Source organism: Pseudomonas sp. LBUM1652, assembly GCF_059716105.1.
Map to the genome: position 1 here is coordinate 3,583,972 of NZ_CP166804.1, position 17,992 is coordinate 3,601,963.

Below are 17,992 nucleotides of genomic sequence, written 5' to 3' on the forward strand. Positions count from 1 at the left end.
TTGCAGATGACAGAAAGGAGAACCCGAGGATGGTTGAGTCAACGGTCGGGTGATGCTGAAGTCCTGGGAAAAAATCTGGATTATTTATTGCCTTGACTGGCCCCTTCGCGAGCAGGCTCGCGAAGAGGCCCGATCAGACACCATCAAAACCTGCTACTGCACCAACTGATTGATCTCAATGATCGGCAACAACACCGCCATCACAATCACCAACACCACCCCGCCCATCACCACAATCATCAGCGGCTCAAGCAGCGCCGTCATGCCCATCGCCCGGCGCTCGATATCCCGGGACAAGGTTTGCGCCGCGCGTTCAAGCATCGGCGGCAGCGAGCCGGTTTTCTCGCCGCTGGCAATCAAGTGAATCAACACCGGCGGAAACACATTCTCCACCCGCAACGCCGCCGCAAGGTTCACGCCTTCGCGCACCTTGGCCGTGGCATCGCTGACGCTCAGGCTCAAGCGGTCGTTGGACAAGGTTTGCCGCGCCGCTTCCAGCGCCCGTAACAACGGCACGCCAGCGCCGCCGAGAATCGCGAGCGTCGAGGCGAAGCGCGCGGTGTTCAGGCCCAATATGAAACGCCCGAACAGCGGCAACTTCAGCACCCGATGATGCCAACTCAGGCGCGCCGCCGGATTACGCAAATACAAACGCCAACTCCAGAACGCCCCGGCCATGACCGCCGCACACAACCAGCCCCACGCCCGAATGAAATCACTGGCGGTGAGCATCGCCAGCGTCAGCCCCGGCAGATCCTGCCGCGCCTGGGAAAACGCACTGACCACCTGCGGCACCACGTAGCTGAGCAGGAAGATCACGATGCCGATCGACACCAGCCCGACCACGCCCGGATAGATAAACGCGGTGAGAATCTTGCCGCGCAGGTTATTTCGCTCCTCGATGTAATCGGCCAACCGCTCCATCACCTGCGCCAGATCGCCAGACTCTTCCCCCGCCGCGATCAACGCGCGGTAGATCTCGGGAAAATCCCGTGGCCGCGCCGCCAGCGATTCGGCCAGACGCATGCCGCTGCGCACGTCGGCACGCACGGCGCTGAGGGTGTGGGCGATGTGCTTTTTCTCGGCCTGCTCGACCGTGGCGCTCAACGCCGCTTCCAGTGGCAGACTGGCGCCGAGCAGGCTCGCCAGTTGCCGCGTGGCCCACGCCAGATCGTTGTCCGAGAGTTTCGCGCTGAACAATCCACCGCCGCCATGCTGGGCGACATTGCTTTCCTTTTGCACCGACAACGCGGTCAAACCGCGCCCGCGCAAGGCACTGAAAGCGGCCGTCTGACTCTCGGCCTCCAGATGCCCGGATTCGATCTTGCCGGTCGCGTCGGCGGCTTCAAAACGATAGCGATTCATCAGGCGTCCCTTGTCACACGGAGGATTTCTTCGGGGGCGGTGGCGCCGCTGCGAATCCAGCGCTCACCGTCCTCGCGCAGGCTGAACATCCCGGCCTTGGCGGCGGCCGCGCGCAAGGCCTGCTCCCCTGCCCCTTGGTGAATCAGCGTGCGGATGTCGTCGTCGATGCAGAACAATTCGTGGATGCCGGTGCGACCGCTGTAGCCGGTGTGATTGCACGCTGCGCAGCCGACGGGCCGCCATGTACCGGGGCTGGCCGGATCTTCCTGTTTGCACTGGTTGCACAACCGTCGCACCAACCGTTGCGCCAACACCCCGAGCATCGACGACGCCAACAGAAACGGCTCCACACCCATATCGATCAAGCGGTTGACCGCCGACACCGCGTCGTTGGTGTGCAGCGTCGCCAGCACCAAGTGGCCAGTCAACGAGGCCTGCACGGCGATTTGGGCGGTTTCCAAATCGCGGATCTCGCCGATCATGATGATGTCCGGGTCTTGCCGCAGAATCGCCCGCAGCGCCAGGGCAAAGGTCATGTCGATCTTGGCGTTGACCTGAATCTGGCTGATGCCCGGCAAGTCGTATTCCACCGGGTCTTCCACGGTGAGGATGTTGCTGGTGCTCGCATCCAGCCGCGCCAGCGCCGCGTAGAGGCTGGTGGTCTTGCCGCTACCGGTCGGCCCGGTGACCAGCACGATGCCGTGGGGCTGGCGGATCAGGTGATCGAGCTTGGCCAACACCTGCGCGTCCATGCCCAACGTTTCCAGATGCAAACGCCCGGCCTGTTTGTCGAGCAGCCGCATGACCACCCGTTCGCCGTGGCCCGTGGGCACGGTGGAGACGCGAATATCGATCGGCCGACCCGCCACACGCAAAGCAATCCGACCATCCTGCGGCAGGCGTTTTTCGGCGATATCGAGCTGCGCCATGATCTTGATCCGCGACACCAACGCACCGTGCAAGGCCTTGCGTGGCGAGACCACGTCACGCAGGGTGCCGTCGACCCGATAGCGCACCACCGAATGGGTTTCGAACGGTTCGATGTGAATGTCACTGGCCTCGTCGCGGGCGGCCTGGGTGAGCAAGGCGTTGATCATGCGAATCACCGGCGCGCCGTCCTGGGTGTCGAGCAGGTCGGTGATCTCCGGCATGTCCTGCATGAGGCGATCGAGGTCGACTTCGTTTTCGGCGGCACCGACCACAGCGGCGGCGCTGCCAGTGTCGGCGTAAGCACTGGTGAGCAACCCATCGAGTTCATCGTCGCGCACCCGCTCGACCTTCGCCGCACCGAACTGCCGACGCACCTCACTGATCGACCAACCCGGCGTCGACGGGCACACCGTCAACACCCCGTCGCGCAGCAGAATGCGTTGGGCCTTGGCCCAGGCGTAAGGCAACGAACTCATGAAGTCGCCCTCCCCGATTGAATGCAATTCCCAATGGCAATGAGATTCCCTGTGGCACTGAGATTTCCTGTGGCAATGAGATTCCCTGTGGCACTGAGATTCCCTGTGGCACTGAGATTCCCTGTGGCAATGAGATTTCCTGTGGCAATGAGATTCCCTGTGGCACTGAGATTCCCTGTGGCAATGAGATTTCCTGTGGCAATGAGATTCCCTGTGGCAATGAGATTCCCTGTGGCACTGAGATTCCCTGTGGCGAGGGGATTTATCCCCGATGGGCTGCGCAGCAGCCCCAAAACCTGCAACAGATTTTTACCAGACACTGCGCGGGTGCAGGCTTTGCGACTGCTGCGCAGCCGGTCGGGGATAAATCCCCTCACCACAGGATTCACTGCAACTTTGGGATCGGCGCTCATAACCGTGGGCCTACTTTGATCGGCACGGCTTTGATGGTCGCACGGGGTCCCGAAGCCGGAACCGAATCAGGAACCCCTTGCGCCGCCGCAGGCAATTGCGGCGCCTGCATATCCGGCATGGCCCAGCTGCGCTCCGGCTGCAAACCACCCTGTGCGCGGCGCATGAAGTCGTAGCGATTGAGCGTAATGCTGCGCCCCGCTTCGCTGTCGCGAATGATGTACGGGCGCAGGAACACCATCAGGTTGGTCTTGCTGATCGCTCGCCGTTCGTTGCGAAACAGCGCGCCGATGCCCGGAATGGTCGACAACCACGGCACCGCGTCATTGCTCTGGCTGTAGCCATCCTGCAGCAAACCGCCGAGCACCATGATCTGGCCGTCGTCGAGCAGGATGCTGGTGTCGATTGCACGTTTGTTGGTGACGATACCCGCCGAGGTCGAACTGGCGGAGGCACGTTCGTCAATGCTGCTGACTTCCTGATAGATATCGAGCTTGACCGTGCCGCCCTCGGAAATCTGCGGACGCACGTTGAGCTTCAAACCCACCTCTTCGCGGGTCACGGTCTGGAACGGGTTGTTGCTGGTGCCGCCACCGCCGGTGACGTAGCTGCCGCTGACAAACGGAATGGTCTGGCCGACGAAAATACTCGCCGCTTCGTTGTCCAGCGTCAGCAGGTTCGGCGTCGACAACACGTTGGTGCCGCCCTTGCTCTTCAGCGCTCGCGCCAACACTTTCAGATCAAGAATCTTGCCGATGCCGGGAATATCGACCGTACCGTTGACGTAGCCGAGGTTCAAACCCTGCGGCAGCGCATCAATGCTGGTCTTACCGCTGAGATTGAATCCGGAACCACCAAGATTCGCGCCACCAATCACGCCGTTGCCACCCAGATTGCCCGTCTGCCACTGCACACCGAACTCACTGGCATCGTCCTCGCCGACTTCGACGATCAGACTTTCGATCACCACTTGCGCACGACGCTGGTCGAGCAAGTCGATGACTTCGCGCAGGTTGCGATACAGCGGCTCCGGTGCCGAAATCAGTAAGGTGTTGGTGGTCGCGTCAGCCTGAATCGTCACGCCACCAGCGCTGAAGGCGACGTTTTGTTCGCTGGCCTGAGTGCCGCTGCTGCCGGTTGGGCTGCTGCCCTGCGCATAACTGCCGCCAGTGCTGCCATTGCTGGAAGTGGTCGAGGTCGTGCCGCTGGTTTGCGTGCCGCTCTGAGCACTCGAACCGCCATTGCTACCGTTGCTGCCCATCGCACTGAGCACCGAACGTGCACTGTCGCTGGTGCCGCTGTCGCTCTCGCCAGTGAGCAAACCGCGCAACGCCTGCGCCAGTTTCGCCGCTTGCGCGTTACGCAGATACACCACATGCAAGTTGCTCGGATTGCTTTGCGCGTTGTCGAGTTTGTAGATCAGATTGCGCGCCAGCTCGGTACGTTCGGGGCTGCCGGCGCGGATGATGATGGTGTTCGAACGCGGATCGCCAATCACGGCGATTTTCTGCGTCGGGTCGTTGCCAGGCGCGTCGAGCAAATCGGCCACCATCGGTGCGATGTCAGCGGCAATGCCGTTCTGGATCTGCACAACATCAGTGTCGATGGCGCTCTGGGTATCGATACCCGCGATCAACTGCGCAACCCGATTGAGGTTCTCGGCGTAATCGGTGACGACAATGGTGTTATTGCCGGGGTAAGCGTTGATCGGGTTGTTCGGCGAGACGATCGGCCGAAGCACCGGAATCAGGTTCACCGCGTTCTCGTATTGCAGGCGAAACGTACGCGTGAGCATGCCGTTGCCGGCAGGTTTGTCCGCGCTATAGATCGGCCCGCCAAGCAGTTTCGCGTCGGCCTCCGGCACCACCTGGGCGACGCCACCGACATCGACCACGGCGAAGCCTTGCATGCGCAGCGCCGACAGCAGCATGTCGTAAGCCTGACGCGCCGGCACCTGCCCCTCTGAAACCAGCGTCATGTTGCCCTTGACCCGTGGATCGACGAGAAACTGCTGGCCGGTCGAGCGCGATAACGCGCGCACCACCGCTTGAATATCGGCATCGACGAAATTCAGCGTCACCGGTTGCTCGCCCAGTGGATTGCTCGGCAATGTGGTTCCACGAGCAACGCCACCGCCACGGCTGCGCTCGGTGATGTTGTGCAATTGCTTCGGCGCCGGTCTGGCTTGGGCCTGCGCCCGCTCGCGGTCGAGTACCGCATCACCGCTGCGCTGAGTGTTGGCCAGCGGCCGGCCGAGTTCGCTGTCGACCAGCAACGGCGGCTGGTTCTGCGGTGTGCTGGTGTTGCTGCACGCGCTCAACGCCATCAGCAGCATCGGCAGTGCCATGCGTACCGGTTTGGATCCTGACCCCTTCATGAAGCTTCCTTAGCGCCCAGCGCCTGATCCATGCGAACGGTGCCTGACAAAGTGCCGGCAGTGACTTCGGTCGAAGCGTTTTCCACGCGTTGCAAACGGGCCTCGACCACTTGCTGAGAAAGTTGCGACGGCTGGCTCAGCAGCCAGTCGAGTACTGCGTCGGCTGGCGCGGCGTCGAAGGTCAACTGCCATGAACCGGCATCCGCCGCCTGTAATTGATAGTGCCCGCCGAGGCCACTGGCCTGCAGGGTTTGCTCCAGTGACTGGCCAACACTTTGCCCATTCGGGCGCACGCTGACGTCGCGCAGCAGCACTTCCAGCGCTTCGGTCTGGGCGCGCAGCTTCGGGGTTTCGGTTTGCCAATAGCTGATTTTTTTCAGCGGTGGCTGGATCAGCGCAACCCAAATCAGCAAACCGAGCAGCGCGACTGCCATGCCGCCGACCATGCGTTTTTCGCGCAACGCCAACGGCTGCCAACGGGCCTGCAACTGACTGTTGAAGCGCTGCCAACGGGCGCGGTACATCGCAAGCGCGGCCTTATTCATCGTCTGCCTCGCTGCTGTTGTCTTGGTTTTCACTGGCGCTGGTTTCAGCGGCCGGACGTAAGGTCCAGCCATCGTCATCGGCCGTCACGCTGATCCCGGCCTGGGTCAGGGTGCTTTGCCAATCCTTGTCATTGCCGGAGCGACGGGCATCGCTCAACAGGCTCAGTTGCAACGTCCCGTCGACATAGGCCAGACGCTCGACGCTACCGGCCATGAACGGCATGCCGGTGCCCGCCTGCAACACCAGGCGACTGAAGTTCTGCGCCGGATCATCGACCGCGCCTTGCTGCCGCGCCGCCAATTGCTGGCGGGCCTGCTGCAGCGGGTTGAGGATCACCGGCAACTCGGGGAACGCCTGCTTCACCCGTAGACTCATTTGCGTCTTGAGCTGCTGACCCTGACTGGCCTCGCGCGCGGCATACAGGTTCAAACCGATCACCCACACCGCCACGGCCAGCGCCGCCAACCCAAGCGCCCGCCCCCAACCACGATGTTCAGTGACTTGCTGTTGCAGCACACCGTGCAAGCCCCAACCCGGTACCGGCCCGGTCCAGCGCTGGGCTTCGCTCATCGGCAGTTCGGCACCGGGTGGCGGCTCAGCGCCGATCCAGTGCAGCGTGACGCCCGGCTCCCACAGCGTGTTGTCGACGCCTTCATCAAACAACGGTTGCACCCGCGCCGCTTGCAGACTTTCGCGCAGCAACAGATGGCCGTCCTGCACGCACGCGACCATGCCCGGCAGCACCGGCAAGCTGTACGCCGCCGGGTACAAACCGCGCAGGTTCAGGCCGGATTGCTTGAGTAGCTGCGCAAGGTGCAGCAAGTGTTGACGCGGCGCCCACGCAATCTGCACCCGCCCCGCTTCATCACGCGGACTGTGGGCGATGTGCATCTCGCTGCTGTTGCCGAGCATCAGCGCCTGCGCCGCGCATTGCACCGCTGCCGCCGTTTTGTTGGCCGGCAGCGGCGGTAAATCGATACTCGCCACGAGGCTGTCCGCCGGGTGCAAAAAACACAGCAATGGCGGCAGTTTCGGCAGCTGAATCAACTGCGCCAACGTCAGCCAGTCTTCACGGCTGACCTGGCCCTGACGATCCAGCCATGCGCAATTCACCGTGCTGTCCAAGTCCAGCTCCGCCAATGGCGGCAGCGCAACCCTTAACTGAGTCATACGCCCACCCGCGACCAGATCACCTGCGGCAAACGATCCTGGCTGCGATGCAACAACGCCTCGAGGCTGACCCGACGCTGCTCGCGTCGCGCTTCACCGCGCAGGCGAAACCAGTCGCTGGTGATGCCGATCTTGACGCTGCTGACTTCCAGATTCGGCATGCGCAAGCGGTTGACGAAGTCGCCACGGTTGATAAACCAGCGCCCGGCGTCACGCTCATTGATCAACGCCTGCGCGCGCTCCAGCGAAAGCCCCGGCACATACGCCGCCAGCACCGGCGCGGTGGCCGTGTTGCCGTTGACCCAGGTGGTCGCGGGAATCACCGTCAGGTACGGCGCCAGTTTGCCAATTACCGCGTCATTCACGCCGTCAACACTGCGCAAATCATCGAGACTGCGCAGCATCGGCAACGTCGGATTTTGTGGTTTGCGTGAGGCATTAGGCGATGTCGCCCGACCGCTGTCGACGCCGTTGTTGTTCTCGGCCATTTGCGGATTCAACAGTCGCGGGTACGACTCGATCACCCGCTGACGGATGCGCTGACTCAAACCGGCGCTGACCCCGATCAACTCACACAAGCGCTCAAACGCCTGCACCTGCGCCTCATCAATACGCTCGTTGGCCACCAGATTGCGTAGGTTGAACTTGCCCTGCTCGTCCTCCAGTCGCCCCTCGAAACCCTGAGCCACCAAGCGCTGTGCCCACGGCTGATCGAGCCGGGTCAGCGGATCGCGCTGGCGAGCGTCCCACAATAATTGGCGACTGATCTCCACGCCGCCCAGCACAATCCAGCGCCCCTGCACACGCTGCTGATCGGCCTCCAGCGCACGGGTCGAAACGCTCTGGCGCGTCAACATACCCGCCGCAATCACCGCCACCACGGCCGCAATCAGCAACGCGCTGATAATCGCCATGCCTTGCTGCTTCGCCCCATCAGGCGAACGTCTGTTCATGGCCGGCCTTACAGCTGCCAGGAACCGATATCGGCATTGACGCCGTCGCCGTCCGGCTGACCGTCGGCACCGAGCGAGAAAATGTCGATCTCGCCGTTGGCGCCCGGGTTGAGGTACTGATAAGGACGGCCCCACGGATCATTCGGCAGACGCTCCAGGTACGAACGCCAGTTGCTGTTCTTCGCATCCGCCGGCCGCTCCACCAGCACTTTCAAGCCCTGATTCATGCTCGGGTAATTGCCGTGGTCGAGGCGATACAGCTTCAAGGCCTGCATCAACCCGCCAATGTCCTGCTTCGCCGCCGTCGCCCGCGCCTGATCCGGCCGGTCGAGCACTTTGGGTACCACCATCGCCGCCAGAATCCCCAAAATCACCACCACCACCATGATCTCGATCAGGGTAAAACCCTGCTGCCCACGGGGCTTGCGCGGAGACTGCTCAGGCGGTGTGCACGGTGCGATATCCATCTCGACATTCCTTTGGCTTGATTCGATTCGACGCGCAGTGTTGCAAGAAGATATGTCAGGGATGTTGAAAATCCTCGGGAGTTTTCGTCGTCAAGCCGTCAAGGACGGGGGTTAGCGTCGAGGGCTGTGCTTTGGTTTTGGGCCATTTATGCGTGCGCGTTCCCGAGAAGCAGGTTTCACCCTGATTGAAGTGCTGGTGGCACTGGCGATTATTGCCGTGGCGATGTCAGCGGCCGTGCGCGTGGCGGGGTTGATGACGCAGACCAACGGGGTGTTGCGGGATCGGTCGATTGCTTTACTGGCCGGGCAAAGCCGCATGGCGGAGTTGCGGCTGGAAGGTCGGTTGCCGATGGGGATGAAAGCGGTGGAGTGTGATCAGGGGCGGTTGTTGTTGCGGTGTGAGCAGGTGATTGGCGCGGCGGAGAATGGGCGGTTGCTCAAGGTTGGCGTGCAGGTGTTTGACCGGAGTCAGGATGCGCCGCCGTTGGCAAGGCTTGAGACGTTGCTGTCCCGAACGGAAAGCCCCTCACCCTAGCCCTCCCGAAACGTCGGACCGCCCATAGTTAGAGGGAACCGATTCGGGGATATTCGAGAGCTGCACCGACCTGAACGTCTCTCTTTGAATCGACAATTGCCAAGTTCACAAAGCCAAATCGAAGGCCCTTCACCAAAGCCATAATCACCAAGGTCTTCCAGGTCGATGTACCCCGCAAGACACCTCGGTCGGCCCCCTCTCCCTCCGGGCGGTCCGACGTTTCGGGAGGGTTGGGGTGAGGGTAGCTTCTGCCCCCCATCCCGAAAGAATCATTTCCAGAATCGGAGACAGGCCAGAAGCCATCATTGCCATGACAATGCTATCGTCCCCTCCTTTTTCAAATTTCTGACAGATTATGAACAGAGCCAAACCCTCAATCCGGGCCGTTGCTCCCGCACCAGGCATCCCTGAATCAATGGATACCTGACATGACCAACACATCGCAGAACGCGAGATTCAATGAATTGCTGGCTGTGAACGAAGCCAGTATTGACAGCGCTGAATCCAAAGCCGACCTATTGAACGTGATCCATGAGTTCGCTTCATACAATGGCCCGCTCAAATTCAATAACAAATGCGCATGGTGGTTTTTCGGCACGGGCCTGTTACTGATTGCGAGCACAGTGGCCTTTTATGGGTACATGAACACCTATACCGTCTTATCTTTTTTTTACCGTCTGCAAATTGATCCCGTCTTGTTCGGCATGGTCCCTGGTTTGCTTGGCATCGCGTTTACCGGTGGGAGTCTGGCATGGATGAGCTCCAAAGCTGATCGCTTGCCTTCACTCAGCCGCAGAATTGCTGAACTGTCATCCTACTTCCACAACGGATTGACTTTCCTCGAAGAAGACTCGGACCGGACCCTCGACAAGCTGAATGCGCAATTTAGTGATTACAGCCGGGGCAACTACAGCCGCGAGTTGGTCGAGTCGATACAGGGTGAATTTACCGGCACGCTGCGCAACCTCCCTTACCACTATCGCCAGTTGCACTACGTTAACAGGCGAACAGTGCAAACCACTGTTACCGACGAAAAGGGAAAAACCCGAACGGAGACTCGAGTGGTTTATGACCACTACGACCGATACAGTCTGGTCATCGACTTTCCATGGGTCACCGGGATATCGGTTAGATCCGATGACCAATCAGAGAACGACTATCCGTGGCCCATGGACACGGCTTCTCCGGATTTCAATAAAGCGTTCTGTTTGACAGGTCGCAGCGAGATACTCTGTGCGAAATTCATCAAACCATCGACGGTGCTGCACTTGCTGAAGCTGTTCGACATCCTCGATCGTCCGAACCTGGAGTTCTCCGAAAATGGAAAGCTCTGCCTCAGCTTCGCGAGCAGCGACCTGTTCGCGTTCGGTAATGAGTATTCGCTGGCATCACCCAACGAGTTTTACGCAGAGATTGATGCAGGTGTCGATCTGCCGCGCCTGATGTCTGCGCTCCAATGGAGCCATGCACTCACTGAACTGCACGATGACAACTTTACCTTTACCGCCACTCCCCCAAAAAAACGCAAAGAGAAGTAAGCCATGGACATTGCACTCATCCTCTCCGCTGTTATCGCCGTCGTCATCATCTTGGTGGGCGTGGGGATCTACAACGACATTATCGGGGGACACAACGCAGTACAACGTGCCTGGTCGGACGTCCTCGTTTACGAACGCCAAAAGACCAAGGTGATCGATCAGCTTCAAAAGGTACTCGCCGACTTCATGGTCTTTGAGGCTAGCCTCCTCGAAAAAATCACCGGCCTGCGCAGCGCGGTCCACGCCCTGCCCGCTGCAGCGGACGGCAATGCCCTCACCAAAGTTGAAACCGCCTCGAGAGAGCTGATGGGTGGCCTGCGCATCGCTTTCGAGGCATACCCTGACCTGAAAGCATCAGAAGCGGCGAACAACATGATGCGTGAAATCGCCGAACAACAAGAGAACGTCGGCGCAGCCATCACCATCTACAACCGCAACGTCGAACTGTTCAACAACACTATCGAGATGTTCCCCGGCTCGGTCGTCAATGGCCTGATCAACAAGAAAACTCGTGTAACGCCGTTCTCCGATACCGAAGCTTCGCAAGGTTTCTCTTACACCCCGAATATCTAATCCGCACGATGCATCGAACCCATCACCCGTGAGGGTGATGGTCGATCACCTCCCTCCTCAAATAGATCCGCCGCCAATTTTTCCAAGCGCGATGCCGAAAGCAGCAACAAGGTGGACAGCCCCGGCTGGAGGAACTGTCAAATGAAGGCTTCTACCCTCGTACTTGCCGCACTTTATTGCATGGGAATCAGCGCAGCGTTTGACGATGGCTCACAGGCGCCAAACGACAAGCGCGGCCCAGCAGGCATCGTCGTCGGTGAGCGTCTGGTTGCCGCCAAGTCCAAGCTAGTCAAACAAGCATGGAAGCCGACGCAGATGCATACCACCGACGGCTATGAATACAGTGGCGTGGAGCGCGAGCTGGCTGCACGCAAGTTCTTCGAACTGGATACCTGCTCGTTTGATAGCTCGCGCTGCATCTTGTACTACGCGAAGAAAGGAACTTGCCTACGCGTCGATACCATCGGTGAGCAATTCAATGACATGACGGTGACGCGATGGATCCGTGAATGTCCTGAGCCGTCTCAATAACCACACGAAGACGGCACGGTAATAATCAACTGCTCCCAAAGGTTTCAGAGTCGTACACAGCATCTGCAATCAGCACAAAACCCTGTGGGAGCGAGCCTGCTCGCGAAGGCGCCAGAATGAACACCCGATCAATTACCAGGTGATCCCGGCACCCGCATCAACCCGGCAATTGCAAATTATCCAACGCCCGATTCACCGCCAACTCCCCGAGCATGATCAACTGCGCAATCCCCAACAACGCCCGACGCTGCGACGCCGGCAACAAACTGGCGACGTTCTGCGCGATGGTTTGCGCCGAAGCGAGTGTTTCACTGGCATCGATCAGCAGCTCTTCATTCTTGTGGTCCGCCGTCACCGCATACATCCCACGGTTTTTACGTGGAGGCGGCGTGGAACCGGGCGGACAGAGGTAATGGTCGAGCGCACGGTCGGCGGCTTCGTGGAGTTTTTTTGAGTCGAGGGATTCGTAAGGGGAAACCGAGTCGGTTTCGGGCGGGTTGGGCGTTGGTTTGATCATGGTGAAGCTCCTTGATTATTGGAGCCGCCACATTTCGCTGCGAAACGAAGAGAGGTGGCAGCTGTACGCAGGTTCGCAGACCGGGAATCAAGGCACCCGGCATACCCGAAGGTATCCCGCGCACAGCCGCCATAAAGCACCATTGCCGAAAATGGCAACGAGATTGGGAGCGCTGTGCGCCTTGATTGATCCGGGCTGCGAAACCCGATCGCTGATTCGTCAGCGACCGAACCACAATAGAACCCGCCCCCAAGGCGCACAAGCCGGCGGATTCTGGCGTAGCTGTAGGCAAAGGCGCAAGGATATGTCGCCTGAGAGAGTGTCTGGAGATGTCTTTTTAAACGTTGGTGTTTATCGGAATCCTCATTGCGTCCGTCCCCTTGCCCCAACAGACGTAAGCGTCCGGCGAATACATCCCCCTGAAGCTGATAGGGAGCCATCGCCCCCATTCAACCGGGGCAGTAGCAGTTATGCGGATTCTGTTCTCTATAATCACTGACCGGCCATGTTTAGGGTGCTTGTTATGCCAGCCTCCGCTGATCAAAACTCCGCTGTCGTTTTATGCGCAGCTTCCAATAACGACCTGGAAGACCTGGTAGCCATCAGGATTGAGGCCATGCGCGAGAGCCTTGAACGGCTTGGACGATTTAACCCAGATCGTGCGCGCGAACGATTTCTTGATGGGTTCGACGCTAACAGCACACGCCGCATAGAAGTATCAGGTGATCTGGTCGGTTTTGTCGTAATCAAAGACCATCAGAGCGAACTTCTGCTTGACCACTTGTATGTGATACCCAGTGCTCAAGGAGCAGGAATCGGCTCTGAAGTGCTTACTCGGATTTTCAGAGAGGCTGATGAGATCGGGCGTCCCATCAAGGTGGGTGCTCTCAAGGAAAGCGCTTCAAATCGTTTTTACACTCGCCATGGCTTCGTGTTCGTCGAAAGCGGTGAATTCGATAATTATTATGTCTGGGCTAACGGTAATGCCGTTAATTTGGGCGACTAGGCAGATCTTGTTGCGGTGCCCCGTCAGAGGTTGCACGGTTAGATGGGCATCTGCATTCAAAGGGGACGGATCTATTTTTCAAAAATAAATCCGTCCCCTTTTCCTCTTAACAGCAGTCGATTCAGGTCACCACGGCTGAACAGTGGGCCCGGGATAACCTGACTGTCGATTGACGCAAAGAAAGCCCGCCATTCGCGAGCAGAGATACGCGTACATCGTCGCGAAATTTATCGCGGCTGAAGTGCCAGCGCACTCCCACCTTGGAACACGCTCAAAGGTGGGGGCGAGCCTGCTCGCGAAGGCGCCAGAATGAACACCCGATTAGTCACCAAGTGATCCCGGCACCCGCATCACCCCGGCAATTGCAAATTATCCAACGCCCGATTCACCGCCAACTCCCCCAGCATGATCAACTGCGCAATCCCCAACAACGCCCGACGCTGCGACGCCGGCAACAGACTGGCCACGTTCTGGGCGATGGTTTGGGCCGAAGCGAGTGTTTCACTGGCATCGATCAGCAGTTCTTCATTCTTGTGGTCCGCCGTCACGGCATACATCCCACGGTTTTTACGTGGAGGCGGTGTGGAACCGGGCGGACAGAGGTAATGGTCGAGCGCGCGGTCGGCGGCTTCGTGGAGTTTTCTGGAATCGAGGGATTCGTAAGGGGAAACCGAATCGGTTTCGGGCGGGTTGGGTGTTGGTTTGATCATAGTGAAGCTCCTTGATGACTGGAGCTGCCACCGTTCGCGGTCAAACAAACAGGGTGGCAGCTGTACGCGGGTTGACCGACCGGACATCAAGGAATCCGGCACACCCGAAGGTGTCCCACGCACAGCCACCGCGACATGATTTCAGACAATGCCTGAACACGTGCAGAACGCTGGCGCGCCTTGATATTGGGCGGACGGTCAAATCCGATCACTGATTCGTCAGCGACCGCACCACAATAGAACCCGCCCCCAAGGCGCACAAGCCGGCGGATTCTGGCGTAGCTGTAGGCAAAGGCGCAAGGATGTGTAGCCTTGGAGAGTGTCTGGAGATGTCTTTTTAAACGTTGGTGTTTATCGAGACCTTACTGCGTCACCTCTCCCGAAATAGATCCGTCCCTTTACCCGTTATCCCGACAAGAAACTCAAGCGTGCCGGGAGTGGTGACGTATCACTGTGCACGGAGTTTCGCAGGACCTCGCGGCAAGCCGCTTTTTTCGAACAGAAGTCACAGAAAGGAGTGAGTGAGCCTGGTCTTAAAAATCTGTCTATTTGAGTTGTAACCGTTTGTGCCCGACGCCCATAACGGACAATTGTTGCGAATCCGCACCTGCGGGCTTGAATCCTCACGTTTGCACGCTACGCTTACAATGTTGATGCTTTATTAGCCCGGAACAACTTACTAGGATTGCTTCAAGACGATAAAAGTACGACTGATGCACGCCCCCTAAGCCAGCCAACTGTTAGATATTGTATCTAAAGTGCGAATGCAGCAAAAAAGTTAATAAATCCTTACACAGCGTCCCTTCCCTTATGACCTAATCGATGTGAAAGACATCCATTTATGCAGGTTCAGCTTTAATAGGAAATAATAATGGTTAACCGGGCTGCAAACGCGACTATTAAGGGCTATTTTTACCAGTTTGATTATGCAATTTCACAGCTATTACAGGCCGTAGATGAGCATTCAACCTTCACCATTGAAGGTATTGAAGACGTCGACATCGATGATGTCGCTAGTGAAAAGTACATTCAATGCAAGTATTACTCCTCTACAGATTACAACCACTCTGTAATTAAGCCCGCCATTGCCGCCATGATTATTCACTTCAAAACAATAGGTTCAAAAAAGAACCCTCCACCCACCTATAAACTTTATGGTCACTACAAAAGCGGCCAAGAAAAACTCCCCGAAAAAAGCAAGATAACTGTAGATTTCATAAAAACCCACTTTTTGACAACGCTCAAGAAAGACGCTCCAACTGAACTAATTCATGAACTGCACAAAATCACCGACCTTGAAATACGTCAATTCGCCAGACAGTTAGAAATTAATGTTTACGCCGTAAGCTATGAAATCCAGATGGACAACATAAGAAAACTTTTAATCGCAAACATTCCTGGCACCACACAGGAAGATGTGGAAAACTTATTTTACCCTGCATCTATAAACAACATAAGAGCTCTTGCAATCCAACATAACCTAACTGCGCGGCAGACCACAAAAAGCCGTTTTATAAATGAAATAAACAACAAAAGTCAGCTTTTCACTAGCTGGCTAAAGCAATACCAAGGCGTAAAAAAATACATTCAACTAATACGTGATAAATATTTCAAACACCACTCAGCAACATCGATCGAAAACAAGGCAAGATTTTTCATTATAAACCTCCCCCTCAACTATCTCGGCACCCCCAACGTGCTTGATCTAGCACTAATAGTTAGCAGTAAATTCTCTAGTCGTCCTAGCTCCAGAACTCCCGACAGCGATAGATATTGCCCCTACCTCCATTTTTCCGACATGGATGATTTCAGGTACAAAGAGCTCAAACATTCTCTTCGAGGAGCAAGCATAATTTTTCTAGACGGTCATGACTTCAAAGACTCAGGCTTCTCTGTCGACTCAATCCTCCCCCCTCCTACCTCACATAGGAATACGCGACTTAAGCTGATTGACGAACTGGACGACCTTAATTACACATTGCAAGCACACCACCGTCGCCCCATTGAAATATTTGAGTTCTATCACGATACGCCCACTACCGGGCTAGACATCCCCGTAGCAGCGCTTTATGCAGCTATAAAAATTGATTCCCTCGAAGACATCAAGGAGATTCTTAAATGACAGGCAAGCCGCAAGCAGAAGTTATAGCAGTTTATCCCAACAAAGTTAGAATCTGCGTAGACGATCTAGGCAGCTTTACACACGGACATCCTTTACTGAGAGTGGGTTCCTATCTCAGAGTTACCGACCACGAAGATTGCGTTCTCATTGCCATAGTTGAAAGCTTCCTCATTGAAGTTGATGATCGAGCAAATCGCCGACATGTGATCGAAGCCTTACCTCTGGGAGTAATCAAAGACGGAAAATTTATTCGAGGAGGAGATGCATTGACAATACCACCGACTGGTGTTGAGCCTGCTACTCTCCAAGACATTAAGAAAATTTTCGAGGACTCAGTACCAGAGCATAAAAAATTAGAATTCTCAGGACTGCTTGCCGATCCTGAAATTAGAGTTCCCGTTGATGGCAACAAATTCTTCAATAAGCATATCGCCGTTGTAGGATCTACGGGAGCGGGCAAGTCCAACACAGTTACTCGAATCATTCAAACCTCCACTGCAAAAACAGCCACTGGAGCACCTAACAACTCACACGCTATAATTTTTGACATTCACTCCGAATACAAAACAGCCTTCCCTAATGCTAACCACATCGATATTAACAGTCTAAATCTCCCCTATTGGCTACTTAATAGCGAAGAGCTAGAGGAAGTCCTCCTCGACACTGGAGAGCGCGACAATTACAACCAGTCCTCCGTTTTTCGCCACCTAGTTACTGAAAACAAGAAGAAGCACAATAGTGCATTCAGAAAAATTTTTTACGATAGCCCAGTTTTCTTTGACATACATGAAGTTTTGAATGCACTCTACAACATTAAAAACGAAACAATAAATGCGAAAAACGCCAATCTTTATATGATCAATGATGGAACCTATTCCTTGTTAAGTGAAGGCAAAACGGATCCTACCACTGGCATACTGCTTGATGACGAAAAGCGTATACAAAAGTACTTTGAAAGCAAATTAGACTTTCACCCAACCAAGCCTCAAAGCATAACCAATGGCAGTTACGCCGATGGCTCGTTAGATAAGTTTTATACCCGCTTTGAATCCAAAATCGCACAAGAGCGTTTGAGCTTCCTATTTGGGCCTAATGCCAAAGCGGCTTCACTGGAAGGCACTCTCCGAAACCTCATAGGTTATCAACTAGCAAAAAATGCTAACGTAACAGTTCTTGACCTGAGTGGGATTCCGTTTGAAGTATTGAGCATTACTGTCTCTCTCATTTCGAGACTAATATTCGAGCACGGCTATCATTACAAGGTCTACAGAACAAAGAATGGCGAATCAATAAATAATGATGCACCGATTCTGTTAGTTTACGAAGAGGCTCACAAGTATGTGCCCACTAGTGAACTTACAAAATACAGAGCAGCAAAACAGTCTATCGAACGAATCGCTAAAGAAGGTCGAAAATATGGCGTGACACTTTTGCTTTCCAGCCAGCGACCGTCAGAAATCTCAGAAACGATCTTTTCTCAATGCAACAATTTTGTCGCCATGCGTCTAACCAACCCTAGCGACCAGAATTATGTTCGCAGGTTACTCCCTGATACGTTGGGCAAACTGATTGAAAAAATGCCTAACCTAGGCGCCGGCGAAGCCCTCCTAATTGGAGACTCGTTGGTGATGCCTTCTTTAGTGAAGATTGACGTTTGTGATCCAGCGCCTTCGTCCGCCGACATTCCGTACTGGGAACTCTGGAAAGATGAGTGGAAAGACCTGAGCTTCGACGACATCACAAACGAATGGATGAGATAAGCGCC

At 56.3% G+C, this 17,992-nt stretch carries 17 protein-coding genes; 7 read left to right on the forward strand and 10 right to left on the reverse strand.

What is annotated here, in order from left to right; all coding sequences use genetic code 11:
- Positions 1 to 153: 153 nt before the first annotated feature.
- Genes gspF through gspG form a run of 8 tightly spaced genes read right to left on the reverse strand, consistent with a single transcriptional unit; the run spans position 154 to position 8,695 of the window.
- Entirely contained in the window at positions 154 to 1,365 is a 1,212-nt protein-coding gene (gene gspF, locus ACA069_RS16080; RefSeq protein ID WP_187678575.1) for a type II secretion system inner membrane protein GspF, read from the reverse strand.
- Positions 1,365 to 2,771 (reverse strand): type II secretion system ATPase GspE, encoded by a 1,407-nt coding sequence (gspE, locus tag ACA069_RS16085; protein WP_497614272.1) that lies wholly within the window; start codon positions 2,769 to 2,771, stop codon positions 1,365 to 1,367. Before gspE ends, gspF begins: the two co-directional genes overlap by 1 nt.
- Complete coding sequence (locus ACA069_RS16090) at positions 2,768 to 3,184, reverse strand: hypothetical protein (RefSeq protein ID WP_497614274.1); 417 nt, start codon at positions 3,182 to 3,184, stop codon at positions 2,768 to 2,770. Before ACA069_RS16090 ends, gspE begins: the two co-directional genes overlap by 4 nt.
- Complete coding sequence (gene gspD, locus ACA069_RS16095) at positions 3,181 to 5,559, reverse strand: type II secretion system secretin GspD (RefSeq protein WP_497614276.1); 2,379 nt, start codon at positions 5,557 to 5,559, stop codon at positions 3,181 to 3,183. The genes ACA069_RS16090 and gspD overlap by 4 nt, the downstream gene beginning before the upstream one ends.
- Entirely contained in the window at positions 5,556 to 6,104 is a 549-nt protein-coding gene (locus ACA069_RS16100; protein ID WP_497614278.1) for a type II secretion system protein M, read from the reverse strand. The genes gspD and ACA069_RS16100 overlap by 4 nt, the downstream gene beginning before the upstream one ends.
- A complete protein-coding gene (gene gspL / locus ACA069_RS16105) occupies positions 6,097 to 7,275 on the reverse strand; it encodes a type II secretion system protein GspL (protein ID WP_497614279.1) in 1,179 nt (392 codons plus the stop codon). The genes ACA069_RS16100 and gspL overlap by 8 nt, the downstream gene beginning before the upstream one ends.
- Positions 7,272 to 8,228, reverse strand: a complete 957-nt coding sequence (gene gspK / locus ACA069_RS16110) for a type II secretion system minor pseudopilin GspK (RefSeq protein ID WP_497614281.1) — start codon at positions 8,226 to 8,228, stop codon at positions 7,272 to 7,274. Before gspK ends, gspL begins: the two co-directional genes overlap by 4 nt.
- An 8-nt stretch (positions 8,229 to 8,236) precedes the next feature.
- A complete protein-coding gene (gene gspG / locus ACA069_RS16115) occupies positions 8,237 to 8,695 on the reverse strand; it encodes a type II secretion system major pseudopilin GspG (RefSeq protein ID WP_497614282.1) in 459 nt (152 codons plus the stop codon).
- 148 nt (positions 8,696 to 8,843) lie between these two features.
- On the opposite strand from gspG, the gene gspI reads away from it, so the two are divergent.
- From gspI to ACA069_RS16135, 4 genes are all read left to right on the forward strand, one after another.
- On the forward strand, positions 8,844 to 9,230 hold the full coding sequence (gene gspI, locus ACA069_RS16120) for a type II secretion system minor pseudopilin GspI (RefSeq protein WP_497614284.1): 387 nt from the start codon (positions 8,844 to 8,846) through the stop codon (positions 9,228 to 9,230).
- A gap of 428 nt (positions 9,231 to 9,658) precedes the next feature.
- Complete coding sequence (locus ACA069_RS16125) at positions 9,659 to 10,768, forward strand: hypothetical protein (RefSeq protein WP_497614285.1); 1,110 nt, start codon at positions 9,659 to 9,661, stop codon at positions 10,766 to 10,768.
- A gap of 3 nt (positions 10,769 to 10,771) precedes the next feature.
- Positions 10,772 to 11,341, forward strand: a complete 570-nt coding sequence (locus tag ACA069_RS16130) for a LemA family protein (RefSeq protein ID WP_401266897.1) — start codon at positions 10,772 to 10,774, stop codon at positions 11,339 to 11,341.
- 141 nt (positions 11,342 to 11,482) lie between these two features.
- Positions 11,483 to 11,872, forward strand: coding sequence for a hypothetical protein (locus ACA069_RS16135; protein WP_497614287.1), 390 nt, complete (start codon positions 11,483 to 11,485; stop codon positions 11,870 to 11,872).
- Between the two features lie 157 nt (positions 11,873 to 12,029).
- On the opposite strand, the gene ACA069_RS16140 is transcribed toward ACA069_RS16135, so the two are convergent.
- Positions 12,030 to 12,389 (reverse strand): DUF6124 family protein, encoded by a 360-nt coding sequence (locus ACA069_RS16140; protein WP_497614289.1) that lies wholly within the window; start codon positions 12,387 to 12,389, stop codon positions 12,030 to 12,032.
- A 523-nt stretch (positions 12,390 to 12,912) separates the two neighbouring features.
- On the opposite strand from ACA069_RS16140, the gene ACA069_RS16145 reads away from it, so the two are divergent.
- The gene (locus ACA069_RS16145; protein WP_497614291.1) at positions 12,913 to 13,395 is read left to right on the forward strand and encodes a GNAT family N-acetyltransferase; all 483 of its coding nucleotides are present in this window, start codon (positions 12,913 to 12,915) and stop codon (positions 13,393 to 13,395) included.
- A 350-nt stretch (positions 13,396 to 13,745) separates the two neighbouring features.
- Here ACA069_RS16145 and ACA069_RS16150 read toward each other — a convergent pair whose 3' ends face one another.
- Entirely contained in the window at positions 13,746 to 14,105 is a 360-nt protein-coding gene (locus tag ACA069_RS16150) for a DUF6124 family protein (protein ID WP_401266902.1), read from the reverse strand.
- Positions 14,106 to 14,976: 871 nt separating this feature from the next.
- On the opposite strand from ACA069_RS16150, the gene ACA069_RS16155 reads away from it, so the two are divergent.
- Both ACA069_RS16155 and herA read left to right on the forward strand, forming a co-directional pair.
- On the forward strand, positions 14,977 to 16,227 hold the full coding sequence (locus ACA069_RS16155) for a DUF4297 family anti-phage-associated protein (RefSeq protein ID WP_497614293.1): 1,251 nt from the start codon (positions 14,977 to 14,979) through the stop codon (positions 16,225 to 16,227).
- Positions 16,224 to 17,987, forward strand: a complete 1,764-nt coding sequence (gene herA / locus ACA069_RS16160) for an anti-phage-associated helicase HerA (protein WP_497614295.1) — start codon at positions 16,224 to 16,226, stop codon at positions 17,985 to 17,987. The genes ACA069_RS16155 and herA overlap by 4 nt, the downstream gene beginning before the upstream one ends.
- The last annotated feature ends 5 nt before the right edge of the window (positions 17,988 to 17,992 follow it).

Bases quoted from the DNA above. Each gene is read 5' to 3' on its own strand.
- gspF (WP_187678575.1), bottom strand. From the start codon at position 1,365: ATGAATCGCTATCGTTTTGAAGCCGCCGACGCGACCGGCAAGATCGAA.
- gspE (WP_497614272.1), bottom strand. From the start codon at position 2,771: ATGAGTTCGTTGCCTTACGCCTGGGCCAAGGCCCAACGCATTCTGCTG.
- ACA069_RS16090 (WP_497614274.1), bottom strand. From the start codon at position 3,184: ATGAGCGCCGATCCCAAAGTTGCAGTGAATCCTGTGGTGAGGGGATTT.
- gspD (WP_497614276.1), bottom strand. From the start codon at position 5,559: ATGAAGGGGTCAGGATCCAAACCGGTACGCATGGCACTGCCGATGCTG.
- ACA069_RS16100 (WP_497614278.1), bottom strand. From the start codon at position 6,104: ATGAATAAGGCCGCGCTTGCGATGTACCGCGCCCGTTGGCAGCGCTTC.
- gspL (WP_497614279.1), bottom strand. From the start codon at position 7,275: ATGACTCAGTTAAGGGTTGCGCTGCCGCCATTGGCGGAGCTGGACTTG.
- gspK (WP_497614281.1), bottom strand. From the start codon at position 8,228: ATGAACAGACGTTCGCCTGATGGGGCGAAGCAGCAAGGCATGGCGATT.
- gspG (WP_497614282.1), bottom strand. From the start codon at position 8,695: ATGGATATCGCACCGTGCACACCGCCTGAGCAGTCTCCGCGCAAGCCC.
- gspI (WP_497614284.1), top strand. From the start codon at position 8,844: ATGCGTGCGCGTTCCCGAGAAGCAGGTTTCACCCTGATTGAAGTGCTG.
- ACA069_RS16125 (WP_497614285.1), top strand. From the start codon at position 9,659: ATGACCAACACATCGCAGAACGCGAGATTCAATGAATTGCTGGCTGTG.
- ACA069_RS16130 (WP_401266897.1), top strand. From the start codon at position 10,772: ATGGACATTGCACTCATCCTCTCCGCTGTTATCGCCGTCGTCATCATC.
- ACA069_RS16135 (WP_497614287.1), top strand. From the start codon at position 11,483: ATGAAGGCTTCTACCCTCGTACTTGCCGCACTTTATTGCATGGGAATC.
- ACA069_RS16140 (WP_497614289.1), bottom strand. From the start codon at position 12,389: ATGATCAAACCAACGCCCAACCCGCCCGAAACCGACTCGGTTTCCCCT.
- ACA069_RS16145 (WP_497614291.1), top strand. From the start codon at position 12,913: ATGCCAGCCTCCGCTGATCAAAACTCCGCTGTCGTTTTATGCGCAGCT.
- ACA069_RS16150 (WP_401266902.1), bottom strand. From the start codon at position 14,105: ATGATCAAACCAACACCCAACCCGCCCGAAACCGATTCGGTTTCCCCT.
- ACA069_RS16155 (WP_497614293.1), top strand. From the start codon at position 14,977: ATGGTTAACCGGGCTGCAAACGCGACTATTAAGGGCTATTTTTACCAG.
- herA (WP_497614295.1), top strand. From the start codon at position 16,224: ATGACAGGCAAGCCGCAAGCAGAAGTTATAGCAGTTTATCCCAACAAA.